The 17407-nt window shown below is 61.1% G+C and carries 15 protein-coding genes; 6 read left to right on the top strand and 9 right to left on the bottom strand.

Annotation, left to right across the window (positions count from 1 at the left end; genetic code table 11):
* The first annotated feature begins 97 nt into the window (after positions 1-97).
* Complete coding sequence (locus KXD86_RS11830) at positions 98-607, top strand: 3'-5' exonuclease (protein ID WP_218636213.1); 510 nt, start codon at positions 98-100, stop codon at positions 605-607.
* Here the strand turns inward: KXD86_RS11830 and KXD86_RS11825 are convergent.
* Positions 579-818 carry a hypothetical protein gene (locus KXD86_RS11825; RefSeq protein WP_218636212.1) on the bottom strand — a complete coding sequence of 80 codons (240 nt, stop codon included), beginning with the start codon at positions 816-818 and terminating at the stop codon, positions 579-581. The two genes, KXD86_RS11830 and KXD86_RS11825, sit on opposite strands and share 29 nt — an antisense overlap.
* 546 nt (positions 819-1364) lie before the next feature.
* Here KXD86_RS11825 and KXD86_RS11820 point away from each other — a divergent pair.
* Positions 1365-1637, top strand: coding sequence for a hypothetical protein (locus tag KXD86_RS11820; RefSeq protein WP_218636211.1), 273 nt, complete (start codon positions 1365-1367; stop codon positions 1635-1637).
* A 45-nt stretch (positions 1638-1682) separates the two neighbouring features.
* Here the strand turns inward: KXD86_RS11820 and KXD86_RS11815 are convergent, their stop codons facing one another.
* From KXD86_RS11815 to KXD86_RS11805, 3 genes are read right to left on the bottom strand one after another with little or no spacing between them, the layout of a single operon-like run.
* Positions 1683-2096: a response regulator gene (locus tag KXD86_RS11815; protein WP_218636210.1), complete on the bottom strand. Its 414-nt coding sequence runs from the start codon at positions 2094-2096 to the stop codon at positions 1683-1685.
* Between the two features lie 48 nt (positions 2097-2144).
* Positions 2145-2699 carry a hypothetical protein gene (locus tag KXD86_RS11810; protein WP_218636209.1) on the bottom strand — a complete coding sequence of 185 codons (555 nt, stop codon included), beginning with the start codon at positions 2697-2699 and terminating at the stop codon, positions 2145-2147.
* 34 nt (positions 2700-2733) lie between these two features.
* Complete coding sequence (locus KXD86_RS11805; RefSeq protein WP_376770958.1) at positions 2734-6264, bottom strand: hybrid sensor histidine kinase/response regulator family protein; 3531 nt, start codon at positions 6262-6264, stop codon at positions 2734-2736.
* Between the two features lie 128 nt (positions 6265-6392).
* On the opposite strand from KXD86_RS11805, the gene KXD86_RS11800 reads away from it, so the two are divergent.
* Positions 6393-7463: a hypothetical protein gene (locus tag KXD86_RS11800; protein ID WP_218636207.1), complete on the top strand. Its 1071-nt coding sequence runs from the start codon at positions 6393-6395 to the stop codon at positions 7461-7463.
* Here KXD86_RS11800 and KXD86_RS11795 read toward each other — a convergent pair.
* Entirely contained in the window at positions 7457-7708 is a 252-nt protein-coding gene (locus KXD86_RS11795; protein WP_218636206.1) for a hypothetical protein, read from the bottom strand. The genes KXD86_RS11800 and KXD86_RS11795 overlap by 7 nt on opposite strands.
* 213 nt (positions 7709-7921) lie before the next feature.
* On the opposite strand from KXD86_RS11795, the gene KXD86_RS11790 reads away from it, so the two are divergent.
* Entirely contained in the window at positions 7922-8266 is a 345-nt protein-coding gene (locus KXD86_RS11790) for a hypothetical protein (protein ID WP_218636205.1), read from the top strand.
* Positions 8267-8268: 2 nt separating this feature from the next.
* On the opposite strand, the gene KXD86_RS11785 is transcribed toward KXD86_RS11790, so the two are convergent.
* Positions 8269-9555, bottom strand: a complete 1287-nt coding sequence (locus KXD86_RS11785; protein ID WP_218636204.1) for a serine hydrolase domain-containing protein — start codon at positions 9553-9555, stop codon at positions 8269-8271.
* A 41-nt stretch (positions 9556-9596) separates the two neighbouring features.
* Entirely contained in the window at positions 9597-10844 is a 1248-nt protein-coding gene (locus KXD86_RS11780) for a GGDEF domain-containing protein (RefSeq protein ID WP_312846284.1), read from the bottom strand.
* 134 nt (positions 10845-10978) lie between these two features.
* Between KXD86_RS11780 and ybaK the strand changes: the two genes are divergently transcribed.
* Together ybaK and KXD86_RS11770 are read left to right on the top strand one after the other, a co-directional pair.
* Positions 10979-11449 (top strand): Cys-tRNA(Pro) deacylase, encoded by a 471-nt coding sequence (gene ybaK, locus KXD86_RS11775; protein ID WP_218636203.1) that lies wholly within the window; start codon positions 10979-10981, stop codon positions 11447-11449.
* 4 nt (positions 11450-11453) lie between these two features.
* A complete protein-coding gene (locus KXD86_RS11770) occupies positions 11454-12650 on the top strand; it encodes a cation:proton antiporter (RefSeq protein WP_218636202.1) in 1197 nt (398 codons plus the stop codon).
* An 88-nt stretch (positions 12651-12738) separates the two neighbouring features.
* Here KXD86_RS11770 and KXD86_RS11765 read toward each other — a convergent pair whose 3' ends face one another.
* Positions 12739-14982: an NADP-dependent isocitrate dehydrogenase gene (locus KXD86_RS11765; RefSeq protein WP_218636201.1), complete on the bottom strand. Its 2244-nt coding sequence runs from the start codon at positions 14980-14982 to the stop codon at positions 12739-12741.
* A 422-nt stretch (positions 14983-15404) separates the two neighbouring features.
* Complete coding sequence (locus KXD86_RS11760) at positions 15405-17396, bottom strand: acetoacetate--CoA ligase (RefSeq protein ID WP_218636200.1); 1992 nt, start codon at positions 17394-17396, stop codon at positions 15405-15407.
* Positions 17397-17407 lie beyond the last annotated feature (11 nt).

The following is a 17407-nucleotide window of genomic DNA, read 5'->3' as shown; positions in this document are numbered from 1 at the left end:
GGACATATTGTAACAGTGCACGCACAGGTTGGGTTCGCGTCTGGACAACGGGGCGAGTAAACTCAGCGAAAAACAACGTAACGACTACACTGAGCCAATGACCACTGACATCCGCCCGGCATTCATTGATTTTGAGGCCTCAAGCCTCGACCTGATTGCGAGCTACCCCATTGAGGTAGGCATCTGCATGCCGGATGGTGCGCTGCACAGTTGGCTGATTGCACCCCACGTGCTCTGGCAGGACTGGTCGGAAAGCGCCGAACGCATACACGGGATTTCCCGCACGACGCTGGAGGCGGAAGGCGCATCCGTTCGGGAAGTGGCGCTGCATCTCAATGAACTACTCCCCGGCCAGGTCTTCTGCGATGCCTGGACTTTCGACAGTTTCTGGCTCCATCGCCTGTTTCGCGCCGCCCGGGTACGCCCGGAGTTCCAACTGGAATCGATTTCCATGCTACTGGACACACCGCAGGTGCGGGAGTGGTCGGGTGTGCGCCAGCAGGTGATCACGGAACTGGGGCTACCGGTGCACAGGGCGGCCAATGACGCCCTGATTCTTCACAAGACCTGGGAGAAAATCAGGCCCCGGAGCGGCGAGATCGCATAGCAATCACTTCCAGGCCATCTCGCAACGTGTTCAGTGTCCAGTAGCTAACCAGTGCCATCAATCCCACACCGGCAACGGTAAAAATGAGATCCTCGCCGACCGGCTGGCTGCGTGCAACCAGCATGTAGAGTGCCAGGGCGGCAATGAGGGCGACTTCAATCATGATGTGGGTATGGAACTTCTTGCGGATAGATCCGGCTCTGTCGGCCATTTGCTTAGGTTTCAACCTCTGTGTCTGGTGACATCAACGATAAGTTAGCGTGCAAATTATCGCCAATGTGCCGACAGAGATCTGTACGAAGTAGTGGCTACGAGCTTTCCACTACCCAAAAAAAACGCAGCCCAATGGGCTGCGTAGAAAAGGAGAGATCCATTCGGCTTCTGGCGCGGCAGAAGCCTTGGATTGCACAACGTAAAAACACGTGACGCTGCGAATTATGCGCGCTCCGGCCAAGACCGTCTGTACGGGTTTGCCGAAGCGTTCCGGCGCTTGCAAACCGCCAGACAACCGATACACTGATGCTGAACCGAACCAAGAAAGTGCCGTTATGACTGGAATGATTCCACAGTACCGATTCAACGCCGCCCCGGATTGCCGCTCCACGCAGTCCGCGCGCGCCATGGTAAAAGACATCTAACGGCTTTCGGTCAGTCCCGGGAGCCATTGCAGCGACCGGGTCAGCTTCTCCGAGAAACCCCGGTTGCCCAGGCTCCGGGGTTTTTGTTTTTGCAGCCGCAAAACGATAAGGAGAACATCATGAAGAGACATCCAACAACACGCGCAGCGAACCAGCCCATGCCCGGTCGCCAGGGCCCGCTCAAGCGCCCGGACAAGCTGCCGCTGCTGGATGCAATCTGCAAAAAACTGAATCAGCGCGTCAATCTGGATGACGAGCAGCGGGTGCTCGGGCTCTATGAACGAGGCTGGATCTTCAAAGACGTGTTGGGCAACCTTGACGGTGCCGAGGCGCGGTATGTCCGTGCGCTGGCGACCCGATACAACTCTTGGATTGCGCGTCAGGTTGCCTGACACGCCCCTCCTTGCCGCCGGCCATGCCGGACAGGGCCGAACCGGTCAGTGGTGCCGGTTCAGGCCCCGCATGGTGGCCATATCTCCGCCATGGACCATGGCGTAATTATTCACCACGTCGTGAATCTTTTCCTGGGAATAGGGTTTGACGACATAGCCGTTAGCACCGGCACTGATCGCCCGCTGAATGCTGTCGATGGAGTCGTCCGCCGTCACCAGGACAATGTGCTGTTCGGCCCGGAGCTTTTTGAACTCCTGCATCAGCTCGTGCCCATCGCCATCCGGCAACCCCAGGTCCAGAAGAATGATCTGGAACTCCTGGTCGGCAAACGCGGCCCTTGCGGCAGCCGCATCGACGCATTCGGATACCTGAGTCGCACCGGCCCGGTATAGCATCTCGACCAGCCTTTCCCTCATGACCGGTTCGTCTTCCACTACCAGAACCCTGAGGTCAGTCATCGATCGTCTCCTGTCTTACTCGTGTATCCGGTCATTGTCTCAATACTCTCACAGGGAATCATTACCGGTTCGCCTGGGCAGATCCAGCGGCGCGGGGCGCGGGCCGGCCCCCTGTCCCGCGTCTTCGGCCGTGTCGCCTGAGCCACCGTCGCCCGCAGGCTCGTCGGCACCAGACCGGATCAGAATGTTGCTGATGCTTACCGCCGTCGAATACAGGGAGATCGCGATGATCAGCAGGATTGGCTGAACGAAGGCAACGAAACCGGGCACCTCAGCGCTGCCCATGATACTGAGCATGAGGATAATGGATGGCCCCAGCACCAGGAACAGGGTGAGGGCAATGAAAAAGACGATCCGCTCCTTGTAGCGGCCCAGGTCCCGGTTGGTCACCAGCCCCAGCACAAACTTGCCAATCGCCAGGCCGGCCAGAATGGCGGCGGCAATGCTCAGGTCCGGGCGCATCAGGGTCTCATACAACCGACCTTCCCAGAGCCTCTGCATGCCAATAACCAGAAACGGGAACAGCACGAACAGGATATCGGCGTAGGTCCCGTACATCATGCTGAGGGTGTATTGCTCACTGCGAGGTTGGCTATCAGTCATTGGCCTGTTCCTGTCGTTATTCTTCTGGTGTCGGTCATGTCGAGATCGCCGCAGCGGAGAGCGCGCGGTCTATCATGTCATTGAGCGTATCAAGTTCGCCGCGAACCCGTTCCCAGTCCGGGCTATCGGCCTTTAGCAAGGCCTCGACCGTCCCGGCCTGCTGGGTCATTGCCGGATAGCCCATGGCCCCTGCGGTGCCCTTGATCTGGTGCGCTTCCGATTTCAGGGATTCGGCGTCACCATCCGTCCACGCCGCCTCCATACGGTTCCGTCGGTCCGTCAGCCCACCCAGAAACTGCGGCACCAGACCCTCGATTTCATCGTCCTGGCTGTCCTCGCCTTTGTCGGACCGACGCTGCAGGAAGCGCTCCAGCAGTGCCTGCAGGTGTGTATTGTCGATGGGTTTGTCGAGCACACCGTCACAGCCCGCGTCCAGCAGGGCATCGGTCTCTTTCTGGTCGCCGGCGGTGAACGCGATGATGGGCCGCCGAAACCCAGTCTGACGCAACAACCGGGTGGCGTCGACACCGTCCATCCCGGGCATGTGACTGTCCATCAGGACCAACTGGATCGACTCCGACAGGGCCCGCCGTACCGCGTCCTCGCCGCTGGCGACGGACACTACCTCGAGCCCCTGCCGGCCAAGCATCCGCTCCACCAGGCGGCGGTTGTCGTCGTTGTCCTCGGCCACCAGCACCCGCCCCGTGAACGACCGGTCCAGTCTCTCACCCTGTTCTGCTTCGACCCTGAGGTAACGGGCAAGGGTCTCGTAGAAGCGCTGTTTGTCGATGGGCTTGGCCAGATGCTCATTGCAGCCCGCCAGCCGGTAATCGGCAATGTCCTCGGACATAACGTTGGCGGTCAGCGCGATCACCGGCGTGTTGACCCCAGCCTCCCGCAGCGCCGCGGTTGCATCCCGGCCGTTCATCACCGGCATCTGGATATCCATCAGGATCAGGTCAAAGCTATCCCGCAGGGCCATGTCCAACGCTTCGGCGCCATTACCGACGTGCACCAGTTCGGCACCGGTCCGGGACACCAGCAGCGAGACCAGTCGCCGGTTGGTCTCGTTGTCCTCGGCGCACAGGATGCGACCACTCAGGCGCGGCGCCATCACCATCGGGATGCCGCGCCGCCGCTGACTCAGTTCCGAGGCGTCACGCAGGAAATGGACGTTCGCCAGAGAGCCGGTGCGAATCGAGAGCTCAAACTCGCTGCCTTCGCCATAGGTGCTGTTGACCTGGATGCTGCCTCCCAGCATTTCGGCCAACCGACGGGAAATGCTGAGCCCCAGACCGGTGCCCCCGTACTGACGGGAAATGGCGGCACTGCCCTGGGCAAAGGGATCAAACAGCCGGCCCAGTTGCTCCGGTTTCATGCCGATGCCGGTATCCACAACCCGGGCAATCAGTTTTTCCTGCTCACGGTCGCAGCGCATCAACAGGGAGATCGACCCTTTTTCGGTGAATTTCAGCGCATTTCCGCAAAGATTAATGATGATCTGCCGGAACCGGGTCGGATCCGTAAGCACCTGTTCGGGCAGGGGATACTCACAGATGATGCTGAAATCCAGGCCTTTCTCACGGGCCCGGGGCGCGAAGAAGGCCCGGATTTCGTCGAGCAGCTCCGGCAGGTTGACCGACACCACATCCACATCGAGCTTGTTGGCGTCGATCTTGGAGTGGTCGAGTATGTCGTTGACCAGATCGAGCAGATGGCGTCCGCTCCGGACCACCGTTTCGGCGCTGCTGTGCTTTTCCTGATCGCTCAGGTCCGGGTCCAGCAGGGTCTCGCCATAACCGATGATGGCCGCAAGCGGAGTCCGGATCTCGTGGCTCATGTTTGCCAGGAACTGGCTCTTGGCTTCGGCCGAGTTACGGGCCAGTTCTTTTTCCAGCCGCTCTTGTTCCCGTTCACGCTCGATGCGCTGGCGCTGGTGACTCTCGGTCGCGTCAATGCAGGTGCCCTCCAGATGGGCCGGCTCACCGTCGGCGTCGTACACCGTGTGCAGGGAAATGTTGGCCCAGCGTTCTTCGCCATCGCGGGTCAGGTATCGGGCCTCGATGCCCTTGACCGTACCCCGGGCCTCCAACTGCTGGACCACGAGCCGCCGCAGCCGGTCATCGGCAATGCAGGTTTCCAGGACATCGGGGTTGCGCTTGAGCAACTCCCGGCTGCTGTTGTAGCCCAGCAGTTCGGCCATGGCCGGGTTGGCGGTGATAAAGCGGCGGGCCGGAGACATCTGGAACACGCCCTCAATGGCGTTATCGAACAGCGACTGGTAACGCTGCAGGTTGGAGAGCGCGCGCTGACTCCAGCTCAGCGCCTCACCCTGGACCTGTTTGATCCGATCCGCCAGCGCGAACGAGAACAGGATGATCTGGGCCGTGAGCCCGATCTGCGGCGAATAGTTGGTCAGGGTGTTGAGTGGCAGGATGCCCATGACGGTCAGGGCATACACCCCGAACCCGACCAGCGCCAGGGTCCAGGCAAAGAAGTACGCCCGGGCGGCCGGGTTGTAGTAGCGCCAGGACAGGTAACTGACCACGATCAGAACCAGGCTGAGGACCACCGAGCCGATCACGATCCACTCCATGGCAACGTGATAGGGCAGGAACAGGGACAGCACCAGGGTCATCACCACGGAGTACAGACAGAGCCGGAGCACCTGGTCGAGATCGGCGGAACGCTCCCGGGTTTCGAGCAGGTGACGGGCCATCAGCAACCCCCAGAACCAGGTCATGATGATCTGGAAATGCAGGTATTCCTTGTTGAACAGCGCTGGCCGGCTGTCCAGCAACTGAATGCCATGCACCTGTTCGGTGACGATGAAGATCGCCGCGGACACCAGGTAGAGGACGTAGTAGATGTTGCTGCGCTCACGGACCGAGACAGCCACGAACAGGTTGTAAGCCAGGATCGCCAGCACCGCCCCGAGCAACAGGCCGCGAACCACCTCGTCGACCGAGACCTTTTCGATGTAGTGGTCCGGGTGCCACAGGCTGATGGGCAAGCGGAAGGTATTGGTGTTGGTGATGCGCAGGTACACCGTGCTCACGGCATCCGGTGCCAGTGACAGGCGGAACGTCGGATTGGGAACGGCAAGGTCACGCTCGGCCCAGTTATCCAGGTAACCGGCACGATTCTGATGGACCAGCTCGCCGTCGCGAACCAGGTACATCCTGACCTCATCCACCAGCGGTAACGCCAGTTCCAGAATCCACTCGGTGACGCCGTCGGTTCCACGGGTACGGATGTCAAAGCGGGTCCAGTAGGCCGACTCCGTGTAACCGAAATTGAGTACGCCGCCTTCATGACGGGTAAAGGCGCCGAGCCCGCGATCCCTGACCTCACCGAACGTCAACTGCTGCTCAGGATCTTCCAGGTACCAGATGCAGCTGCCCAGATCCCGTACGCTGGCGGTGCCAGTGCTCAGGACCAGGTCGCCCTCCCGACAGGCTTCCTGGGCTCCGGCCGCCGCCGGCAGCAAGGCCGTCAGAACAAGCAGCAGGGCCAGCAGGGAGTGCGCCACTGCGAGGGGAGCCGGATGATTCCGTTGCCGCAAAATGTGATCTCCGCGAGGGTAGATGCCTATATTATCGTTTATTGTCAGCATTCGAACCGGGGCTTTAGGCCCCGCGGGTAATCACTTTAGCCGTTTACCAACCGCCGCGCACCCCAGAGCCGTTCTAAATGAGACATTTCTGCACCTTCAACGCAATCGCCTTCGCCGCCCTGGTCCTGGCCGGCTGCGGTCCGGAAGAGTCCGGTCCGACCGCCTTCAATCCGGCAACGGATGTCGACCTGACCTTCTCGACGTTCGATCTGGAGAACACGGACCAGGCACCGGACACCATCGATCACACCCGGTTCGACGATGTCTACCGCGGGCTTCAGCCCAGTGATAGCGAGGACTCCGACAGTGCAGCCTCCGCCGCGGAAATCCGTGCCCACATTGACGTGTTCATTCGCGCCACACCGGCCGACGATGGTCAGAGCTACACCCGCGTGCGGAACCCGGTGGACCTGATGAACCAGGTGATTGCCTCGGGTCAGGTGGCCAACTTTCAGGATGGCCGGCGATACATGGTGCAACGGGTCACGGACAACGCGGCGGGTACCTACAATACTCGCGAAAACCAGGCCGATATCCGGTTCACCGATCAGGAAGCGGTTTTGCAGGTGGCTGCGCTGAATGACAGCGTGTGGATATACCCGACGCTTGATTGGCGCTTTGTGCCCAGTGCGTCGGGCGATACCGACGGCAAGGTCTATCGTTCAATCCAGTACGTCAGCCGGAGCGTGGAGCCGGAGGACCGGGACGCCCAGCCGGAGCTGGTCAGCGCGCTCACCGGCACTCGGTTCAGTGGCGACAGCTTCTCCGCTTTGGGCTACAACCAGCCCGAATACGCAACGGCGGATTATCTGAGCCGCTCATTCGGGAGCCTCGAACTGCGGCAGGATTTTATCGCGGAGAAAACGGATACGCTGTTTATCAAGAGCCCAGACCGTCAGGTGATTGACCTCAGCCGCCACGACAGCTCGCAGTCGCCCGATGCCACGCCGGATTGCTTACGGGTGGAACTGGATTATGCCATGCAGGTTCTGAGGATTTTCAGTTCGGATGGTGAGCCGGCGACCGTACCGGCACCGACGGAAGAGAACCCGTCCAACACCGAAAACAACCCCGATTATTGCAGTTACCAGCCACCGGCTGAGGCCAAGGCAACCTGGCCAACCGTGGCCATGCCAAACCGTCAGTAGAACCGGCCTTCCTTCAGGTTCCAGGACTGGAGGAAGCCCTTCTTACGGTCAATCATCCGCTCATACGTGGAAATCATGATGGCGGCGTGGGGGGCTTTGGTGAGCCGCAGGGTCTCGATGCGACGTTCCAGACGCTCGACTTCGGAGCTGATCTGTTGATGGACGTGGTCACGAACGCTGTCGTGATGATCCAGCTTGACCGTTCGTTTGGATTGCTCGGCGCAGGTATGAGTGGGCTTATCCATTCGGCTTCTCGTCCAGTGAGTCGTGATAGATCCTTTTCCCATTCCGGAAGTCTGCCCATCTGTCGGGCAAAGTGCAATAAAAATGAATTTAGTTTCATTTTTATTGCCGGACCCGGAATGCGGATCTCCTCTCAAGACGTAAAAAGCCCTGCTATAGTTCCCTCTAATATCCCGATTTTTCAATACGATTCGTACCTTGCCCCGAGAGCAGACATGACCCAGACCTCCGTCGCCGATACCCTACGAGAATACCTCTCCCTGCTGGAACTGCTGGACGACGCCTACTGGGAGGCCAGCAGTATTCACCACAAGGACATGCTGTACGACATCATCAGCATTTTCAGTCAGGAAGTGGCCGAGATGAACAAGCTCAGCATCCAGGACCACCACTATCCCTACGAGGTGATCACCGAAGGCATTCGCCGGGTGGTCCCCAAGCTCGAGCGGCTGGATGAAAACCGGGAAGATGTGATCCAGCGGACCCAGACACTGACGGATTTCCGGGACATTCTGTCGTCGGTGCTGGGCATTCTCGAGGAGCAGTTACGAACCCTGTAATCTCAGGCCGCAACCAGTGGCCGCTGGTTCTCGGGAATCAGGGGAAAGCGGTTGCAGACCGTATAAACAAATTTCATCAGTGCCGGCAGGTGGTGCCCCACGATGGGAAAGCCGGTGTTGAGCAGGCTGACTGAAATGTCCCGCGCCGGGTCTGCCCAGCACAGCTTGTTGATCAGGCCAACGTGGCCAAAGGCGTAGCGACTCTGCGGCCCCCAGAGTCCGACCGGATTCCCACCAAGCATCATGCCGGCGCTGAAGCGCATGGGGATCATCATGGTGCGATCGATCTGCAGCGAACCGAACTGCTGGATAGCGCGCCGAACCGTCATGTCACTGCAGATGCGCTTGCCGTTCCAGACCCCGCCATTAAGCATCATCTGGAAGAAGCGGCCCATTTCCTCCGCGGTACCACACAGATTACCGGCCGGAATCACCGCTTCCTGGAACCGGGGATCGTTGGTGACCTTCTCAATGGTGCGGATATCACTGCCCAGAGCGCGGCTGACAATCCACGACACCGGGAACCGGGGCGTGGGGCCGGTGGCGTAATTGCTCGCCAGCTCATGCAAGTGGTCCGGGGCAATCCCGTAGGTGAACCACTTCATGCCCATGGGCTGGCGAATGTGGGTGTCCAGGTAGCGCTCAATGCTCTCTCCGGTCACCTTTTCCAGCACCCTCTGCAACACGAACCCGCCCGTGATGGCATGGTAGGCCACTTTGGCACCGTCCACTTCCACCGGCTTGGCCTCACACAACAGGCGCCAGACTTCGTCCCTGTCCCAGAGCACATCAATGGGTGTTTCCCGTGGTATCGCAGGAATCCCGCCCCGGTGGGAGAGCACCTGGTGCAGGGTGATCGTGCGCTTGCCGCCCTGGGAGAATTCCGGGCAGTAGTAGGCCACCGGGTCCGTCAGAGTGACCAGTCCCTGCTCTGCGAGCATATGGATCAGCAACGCCGTGACGGCTTTTGACGCCGAGAAATAACAGACCGGCGTCTCGGTGGTCATGGGTGTCTTCAGGACACTGGCGCTGTCCCGGGGACCATTCCCCGTGGCGTGCCCGATGGCCCGATGGAGCACCTGCTCACCCCGGTGGCGCAGGGACAATTGCAGGCCCGGATGAACGCCCGTCCGGTACAGGGCCTCGACACTGCCCCAGATGGCGTCAATCGCCTCCGAACCGACGCCGACGGCGTCAGGGTTCTCACCCGCCGCATCGCGGTAGGTCACGGCGGACAGGTCCTTGGGAACATCACAGGTACGCAGGGCACGGCGGGCAATTCGATTCATTCGGGTACAACCTTATTCGCTGTTCTTTTGTTATCAATGGCTCAGGCACCATTATGAACAGGGTCGGACCGCTCTGCCATCGAAACACAGTTCCGGCCCTGTTCCTTGGCACAATACATGGCCCTGTCGGCGGCCGCGCACAACTCGGCGGCCGTCGTGCCATGGCTCGGGTAAACCGCCACCCCGACACTGATGGTCAGTGGCACGGCAGTCCCGTCGCCGAGGGGGTACTGCACAGAACTGACCTGACGCCGCAGGCGCTCGGCGGTGTCGCGGGCTTCGGCCACCTCCATTTCCGGCAACACGATCACGAATTCCTCGCCGCCGAACCGGCCGACGGAATCGACCGTTCGCACACTGTCCAGGAGCAGCTGACTCACCGACTTCAGGACGGCATCGCCGGCCGCATGACCATAGGTGTCGTTCACTTCCTTGAAGTGGTCAAAGTCGATCCAGAGAATCGCCAGGGAGCGCTGATAGCGCCTGGCCCGCTCCAGCTCTTCCTCCATGAGCCTCGACAACTCCCGCCGGTTGGACAGCCCGGTGAGGGAATCACGGGTCGCCAGCTCCGCCAGTTCGTTCTCCAGCGCCTTGCGGTCGGAGATGTCCAGGACAATGCCCTCGAGCACGGTTTCACCATCGTCGTCGATAACCCCACGGCCCCGCTCCCACACCCAGGCTTCAGCGCCACCTCGGCGGGTCAGGGAATATTCCACCGAAAAGGGCTCTCCGCGATCCAGCGCCGCTTTCACCTCCGCCTGCAACCGCTCGTTGGTGGCGTCGTCCAGGAGATCGGCATAACTGAGTTGACGGTTGTTCACCAGGTCGGCCGGCTCGTAGCCGGTGAGGTCAATGCAGCCGTCGGAGACAAACAGCATGGTCCAATGGCGGTCGTAGCGACAGCGATACGCCATGCCCGGCAGATTATCCATGAGCACGGTAAGCTGACGCTCACGGGCTCGAAGTGCCTGACGCTGGGCAAACTGAAGTCTGAGCAGGGCCCGGTCCTTGTGAAGCTGTCGCAGCAGCGCGGCAAACAGCACCAGGCCGGTGACCAGGATAAAGAAAAAGCCCTTCCAGCTTTGAACCCGGGAGAGGGTTTCGGGGTCCCGGAACCAGGACTCAACCAGGACGTCGGAAAACGCAATCCAGGCAAATCCGGCCAACAGATAGATCAACGCCACCGACAGAGCCCGGCGCAAAGGCAGCCACTGCTCAGGGAGCTCGCGCTCCCTGGACGGCCTCATTCCCTTACCACGGGTCTGCATGGCGGCCCTGGCCTTAACCAACGTGTTTTCCTTAGTGTCATGCCGAGAAAATAGCCATTCTTCCGACATAAGTCGAGCCAGGCCCCAACTGGGGCGCTATCCTCCGCGATGACTGTGTTACATTTTTCAGGTCGGGCAACCAGGCAGGAGACACCATGACCCCGGGGATCAACGCCGCGCGGAAAGCGGGGATTCATCACACCATCCATGAGTACGATCACGATCCGGCCAGCGAGAGCTATGGCACCGAGGCGGCGGAAAAGATCGGGACCGATCCCAACCGCGTGTTCAAGACCCTGGTGGTTGCGATTGACGGCAAGGAACTGGCCGTCGGCGTGGTTCCGGTCAGTGCGAAGCTGAGCATGAAGCGGATGGCCCGGGCGGCGCAGGGCAAGAAGGCGGTGATGGCGGATCCCAACGCGGTCATGCGCAGCACCGGCTATGTGCTCGGCGGAGTCAGTCCGCTGGGTCAGAAACGGCGCCTGAAAACCTTCATCGACGCCTCGGCCCAGCAGTTCGAAACCGTGCTGGTGAGTGCCGGTCGGCGAGGGCTGGAGATCGAGCTGGCGCCCGAAGACCTGGCCCGGCTGGTGAACGGCCGATTCTTGCCACTGCAACAGGAGTGACGGGGTGTCCCACGCACTGGATCTGCTGTTAATCGGCGGCATTATGCTGTTGGCCCTGGCCGCCCACACCATCGGCCAGAGGCTCCATGTGCCCAGAGTCACGCTGCTGTTGCTGGTCGGCGCCCTGGCGGGACCGGAACTGCTGGATCTGATTCCCCGATCCGTGAGTCACAACTTCTCCCTGGTGACCGAACTGACGCTCGCCATGGTGGGCTTTCTGCTGGGGGAACGAATGGCCTTCCGCGATCTGCGCCAGGGGCGTGAGGCCATCATCATCAGCCTGGCGGTGACCCTGATCACGGCGCTGCTGATTTTTGTGGGGATCTGGCTGGTCACCGACAACCTGGTGGCATCGCTGCTGCTGGCCGCCATTTCCACGGCCACCGACCCGGCGGCCACCCTGGATGTTATCCGGGAAACCGGCGCCCGGGGGCCGCTGACCCGGGTAGTGTCCCAGGTCGTGGCCATTGACGATGCCTGGGGGGCAATACTGTTCAGTGTACTGCTGGTCTTCGCCGAACTGGTTTCGGGCAATGGCGCGGCGCTGATGGAAACGGTCGGCCACGGGTTTTATGAGGTGCTTGGCGCCATCGCCCTGGGCGCCCTGCTCGGACTGCCCATGGCATGGATGACGGGGCGCCTCAAGCCGGGCGAACCCATGTTGCTGGAGTCCGCTGGTTTCGTGTTCCTGGCCGCGGGCATAGCCGGGGCCATCGGCGTGTCGTATCTGCTGACCTGCATGGCGCTGGGGGTGATGGTTGCCAACCGGGCACACCATCACATCCGCCCGTTCCGCTCGATTGAAGGCATTGTCGAGCCGTTCCTGGCGATGTTCTTCTTCCTCGCCGGATTCAGCCTTGACTGGGAGGTGCTGCCAACCCTCGGGGTCATTGGTGCGGTCTACATCGTCGTTCGGATCGGCGGCAGGGTCGCCGGGGGTTACGTTGGCGGGGTGCTGGCTGGCTCCGCGCACAGTGTCCGCGTGCACAACGGCGCCTGCCTGTTGCCCCAGGCGGGGGTTGCGGTGGGGCTGGCGCTGGTCGCGACCGACCGGATGCCGGAGATGACCTTTCTGCTGCCACTGGTGATCGGCTCCACCGTGCTGTTCGAACTGCTCGGACCACCCATCACCATGAGGCAGTTGCGACAGGCGGGGGAGACCGGTAACGGGTCGTACGAGGAGCCCGACGACGATCGCTGAGGCACAAAAAAACCCGGACCACCTCTGCGGGTCGTCCGGGTTCTGGGTCAGGCGGTCCGGCCCAGGGCCGGCCCCGGTTTCCTGAGCCTTACTTCACCGATGCGCGGGCATCCTCGAGGATCTTGTTGAGGGTTGCGCTCGGCTGCATGATCTCGCAGACCTTCTCCATCGGCGGGTGGTAATAACCACCGATGTCCGCCGGATGGCCCTGAACCACGGTCATTTCTTCCAGGATCTTGTCCTTGTTCTCCTCCAGCTGCTTGGACAGCTTGGCGAAAAACTCCTTCAGATCCTTGTCGCTGTCCTGCTTGGACAGCTCCTCGGCCCAGTAGCGGGCGAGGTGGAAGTGGGAACCACGGTTATCCAGTTCGCCGGTCACACGGGACGGCGACTGGTTGTTCTCCAGCAGGCGCTCGGTGGCCTTGTCCAGGGTCTGACCCAGCAGGCGCGCACGCTCGTTCTGCTGCTTCTCGCCCAGCTCGTCGAGGGACACCGCCGTGGCCAGGAACTCGCCCAGAGAATCCCAGCGCAGGTGGTTTTCCTGAATCAGCTGCTGCACGTGCTTGGGCGCGGAACCACCGGCGCCGGTCTCGTACAGACCACCGCCGTTGAGCAGCGGCACGATGGACAGCATCTTGGCACTGGTACCCAGCTCCAGGATCGGGAACAGGTCGGTGAGGTAGTCACGCAGGACGTTACCGGTCACGGAGATGGTGTCAAGGCCGCGGATCAGGCGCTCCATGGTCCAGCGGATGGCACGGACCGGGGACATAATGCGGATGTCCAGGCCCTCGGTGTCGTGATCCTTCAGGTAGGTCTCAACCTTCTTGATCAGCTGGGCATCGTGGGCGCGCTCGTCGTCGAGCCAGAACACCGCCGGCATGCCGGTGGCGCGGGCACGGCTGACCGCCAGCTTGACCCAGTCGCGGATCGGCAGGTCCTTGGTCTGGCACGCGCGCCAGATATCGCCTTTCTCGACGTTGTGCTCGGTCAGCACGGTACCGTCCTCGGCAATGACCCGGACCACGCCGTCTTCCTTGATTTCAAAAGTCTTGTCGTGGGAGCCGTACTCCTCGGCCTTCTGCGCCATCAGGCCCACGTTCGGCACCGTACCCATGGTGGTCGGATCGAAGGCGCCGTGGGTCTTACAGAAGTTGATCACTTCCTGGTAGATGGTGGCGTAGGTGGACTCCGGCATGACCGCCTTGGTGTCCTTGAGCTTGTTGTCACGGGCCCACATCTTGCCGGAGTTACGGATCATCGCCGGCATGGAGGCATCGACGATCACGTCGCTCGGTACGTGCAGGTTGGTGATGCCCTTGACGGAATCGACCATGGCGATTTCCGGACGGTGCTCGTAACAGGCGTGCAGGTCTTCCTGGATCTGCTCCTGCTTGGACTCCGGCAACTGCTTGATTTTCTCGACCACACTGGACAGGCCGTTGTTCGGGTTAACCCCGATTTCATCAAACAGATCACCGTACTTGTCGAACAGGTCCCGGTAGAAAACCTTCACCGCGTGACCGAACACGATCGGGTGAGAGATCTTCATCATGGTCGCTTTCACGTGCAGGGAGAACATCACACCGGTTTTCTCACAGTCTTCGATGGCGTCCTCGAAGAACTTGACCAGCGCTTTCTTGCTCATGTACATGCCGTCGAGCACTTCACCTTCCTGCAGCGGAAGCTCGGGTTTCAGAACGGTCTGTTTGCCCTGCTTGTTCTCGAACACGATGCGGGCGGTGGTGGCCTTGTCGAGGGTGACCGACTGCTCGCTGGAGTAGAAGTCACCGCCGCGCATGTGGGCAACGTGGGTCCGGGACGCCGGGCTCCACTCGCCCATGGTGTGGGGGTATTTTCGGGCAAAGGCTTTGACCGCTGCCGGGGCGCGACGATCGCTGTTGCCCTCACGCAGAACCGGGTTGACGGCACTGCCCAGCACCTTGGCATAGCGGGACTGGATTTCTTTCTCTTCGTCAGACTCCGGATGTTCCTTGTACTCGGGAACGTTGTAACCTTGCTCGTTCAGCTCTTTGATCGCTGCACGCAGCTGGGGGATGGAAGCAGAGATGTTCGGCAGTTTGATGATGTTGGCATCCGGGTCTTTGGTGTACTCGCCCAGTTCAGCCAACGCATCGGGCACCCGCTGGTCTTCTTCGAGGTAGTCCGGGAAATTCGCCAGGATACGCGCCGCGAGAGAGATATCGCTGGTTTCGAATTCAATACCAGCCGGCTTGGCGTAAGTTTCCAGAATGGGAAGAAGCGACCGTGTTGCGAGGGCAGGTGCCTCGTCGGTCAGGGTGTAGACAATCTTTGCTTTGGATGATGTCATTTTCGTCCTCAGGCTAATGGGTGGGTTCAGGACGGTCACGGCAAGATCGAGCGTCTTGTGAACGTCCGACCCGGGCAATGACTGATTAGGAACTTTTGATAGACCTACTAAGATACCATTTTTTCATCTTTTCTGGTTAAGATCTTAGTATAAGAACGGACTAAAAGTTCGCTAATTCCCGTTACAGGACGATGAAAAACCTCGAATTTACGAAACTTTCGTACATTCAGGGCGCAGAGCAACGCATGTGAAAAGGCTCTGTCCAGAACCCGCTCGAGCACATCCCTGTGTCGCTTGAGCTTCGCCATCCATGGCTACGCACAGGTCTGAACAGAGCCTTTCCCCATGCGCCAGAACTCAGAGCCTGGGGTTCCATACGGCTTGAACACCGTTCGTTCGATCACTGTAGCGAACCCCAGTGATCAACCGTTTGGTAGCAGGCTCGCCTTGTTCAACTGCTCACGAATATGATCCAGCGCCTCCGGATTCGCCAGGGCATCCCGGTTGTCCGCCTTGGCCGAGCCGTTGATCAGGCGGGCGACCGCCAGCTCCACTTTCTTGCCACTGCGGGTGTAGGGGATATCGGCCACCTCGACGATGTGCCGGGGCACGTGGCGCGGGCTGGCACCTTCACGGATGCGGCTCTTCAGCTGCTTGAGCAGGTCGTCGGTGATGGCCTGGCCCTCCGCCGGCACCACCAGCAGGACTACTTCCACATCGCCGTCGATCTGGCGCCCAACCACGAGGCTGTCTTTCACCTCGGCCACGGTCTCCACCTGGCGGTAGATTTCCGCGGTGCCGATGCGGACACCGCCCGGATTCAGGGTGGCATCGGAGCGGCCGTAGATGATGGCGCCACCGTGTTCGGTGAACTCGATGAAGTCCCCGTGGGCCCAGACTCCGGGGAAGGTGTCAAAATAGGCCGCGTGATAGCGGGCACCGTCGGCATCGTCCCAGAAGCTGACCGGCATGGAAGGCAGTGGCTGGCGGCAGACGAGTTCCCCGCGACCACCGCTCACCGGTCTGGCGTCTTCATCGTAGGCCACGGCATCGACGCCCAGGAACCGACACTGGATTTCACCGCGGCGGACAGGCAGCAGCGGGGTCGAGCCCACAAAGCAGCCGCAGATATCGGTGCCCCCGGCAATGGAACCCAGCAGCACACCGGGCGCGCCATCGCTGTAGACCCAATCGTAATCCTCCGGCAACAGCGGCGAGCCAGTGGAGAACAGCACCCGCAGGGCGCTCAGATCCAGCTCCCGCGCCGGTTTCAGCTCGGCCTTGCGGCAGCCGGCCAGGAACCGGGCACTGGTGCCGAAATGGGTGACCTTCTCACGTGCAACGGTGTCCCAGAGGAAACTCAGACTCGGATACCCCGGCGAGCCGTCGACGGTGATCACCGCAGCCCCGGTCATCAGCGCGGAGGCCTGCCAGTTCCACATCATCCAGCCACAGGTGGTGAAATAAAGGAAGCGGTCTTCCGGCCCGACGTCGCCATGGAGCATCAGTTCTTTGGCATGGTTCACCAGCAGGCCGGCGTTGCCATGGACAATGCACTTGGGTTTGCCGGTGGTGCCCGACGAATACAGGATGTAGACCGGGTGGTCCGGATCCAGCGGGGTGAACGAGGGCGGCTGGCCGGCACCGGACGCAATGGCGTCTTCCCAGGGAGTAACGAGGTCGCCTTGGATCGGCGCCTGGTCCGGCAGTTGCTGGACACTGACCACGCACTTCAGGGTGGGCAGGCCGGCGATGAGCTCGGCGAAGTCGTCCTGGCGGGCAAAGACCTTGCCGCCATAGCCGTAGCCGTTCACCGCAATAAGCGCAGACGGCTCGATCTGGCCGAAGCGGTCCAGGATGGCACCCACGCCGAAATCGGGCGAGGCGGAGCTCCAGATCGCCCCGAGGCTGGTGGCGGCAAGCATGCCGACCATGGCCTCGTAGCCGTTGGTGACCACACCGGCCACCCGGTCGCCACTCTTGATGCCCTGACTGCGCAGGAAGGCCTCGAGCGCGCCCACGTCGGCTTTCAGTTCGGCGTAGGTCCGGCGCAGGACCGGGCGGGTCTCGCAGTAGGCCACGACCGCCTCGCGGTTGGCGTGGTCGCCGTCGGCCAGACGCAGCAGATTGGCCGCAAAGTTCAGTTTCATGCCCGGGAACCACTCCGCCCCCGGCATGTCCCGCTTGCCCAGCACCCGGTCGGCAGGGGTGTCGCAGACCAACCCGCAGTAGTCCCAGACCTTTGCCCAGAAGGTGTCGAGCTCGTCAATGGACCACTGGTGCAGGGCATGGTAGTCGGCAAACGGGCCGTAACCCTGCTCTTCCAGCCATTCCTTGAAGCGGCCCATGCGGGAGTGCTTGAGCGTGTCTTCCGAGGGAGACCAGACTACCGGCGATTGTTCGTCATTGCTCATCCATATCTCCT

The organism is Marinobacter arenosus, from assembly GCF_019264345.1.
Taxonomy (GTDB): domain Bacteria; phylum Pseudomonadota; class Gammaproteobacteria; order Pseudomonadales; family Oleiphilaceae; genus Marinobacter; species Marinobacter arenosus.
This window is presented reverse-complemented; position numbering and strand designations above follow the sequence as displayed.